The sequence below is a fragment of the Bradyrhizobium sp. WSM4872 genome, assembly GCF_055811715.1.
Genome location: NZ_JBVVPT010000070.1, coordinates 1 through 1,018, shown reverse-complemented (window position 1 = coordinate 1,018; position 1,018 = coordinate 1). Strand labels below are relative to the sequence as shown.

The following is a 1,018-nucleotide window of genomic DNA, read 5'->3' as shown; positions in this document are numbered from 1 at the left end:
GATCGCTGCGCACGCCACGGCGGGACGTACCTGAAGGCCACACGACGAGGTGATGCAAGGCAATGAGCGAGGCGTCCCGTAACGAAGGTGCGTGGTGGGAATCCGCCGTCATCTACGAAATCGCACTGATCTCGTTCCAGGACTCGGACGGCGACGGCAAGGGCGACCTTGCCGGCCTGGCATCGCGCATCGACTATCTGAAATGGCTCGGCGTCGACGCGGTGTGGCTGACGCCGATCTACAAGAGCCCTTTTCGCGACCTCGGCTACGATATTTCCGACTATTGCTCGATCGACCCTGCGTTCGGCAGCCTCGAGGCGTTCGACAGCCTGCTCAAGGCCCTGCACGCGGCGGGGATCCGCGTGATCCTCGATCTCGTGCCCAACCATACCGCGAACGATCACGCATGGTTCGTCGAGAGCAGCAGCTCACGGAACAGCGCGAAGGCCGATTGGTACATCTGGGCCGACGCGGCCGAGAACGGCGGCCCGCCCAACAACTGGCTGAGCCGCTTTGGCGGCAGCGGCTGGGAATGGTGCGAGGCGCGGCGGCAATATTACTACCATTCATTCCTGGTCGAGCAGCCCGATCTGAACTGGCGCAACCCGCAGCTGCGCGCCGCGATTGCCGAGGTCATGCGCTTCTGGCTCGATCGCGGCGTCGACGGCTTTCGCGTCGATGCCAGCGCCGTCCTGATCAAGGACGCGCTGCTGCGCGACAATCCACATAACCCGCAAGCGAAGGGCAAGCCGCCGCCGCAGCGCCAGACGCCCGTCTTTACCGACGACCGGCCGGAGACGATGGATTGCATCGAATTCATCCGCGAGGTGATCGACGGGTATCCAGGGCGGATGTTGTGCGGCGAAGTCCAGGGCAAGACCGACCGCATCGGTCACTTCTACGGCAACGACCGACCGCGCCTGCATCTGCCGCTCAATTTCGCGCTGCTGGACTCGCAATGGGACGCGTTCTCGCTGCAAGCGACGATCGACGCGTATTTCAACGCCATTCCAGATCA

Annotated in this window: 1 protein-coding gene; it reads left to right on the top strand. The window is 63.6% G+C overall.

The features are described from left to right. Nucleotides 1–62 precede the first annotated feature (62 nt). On the top strand, nt 63–1,018 hold a 956-nt coding region (locus AC0L3C_RS36150), incomplete at its 3' end, for an alpha-amylase family glycosyl hydrolase (protein ID WP_473410403.1).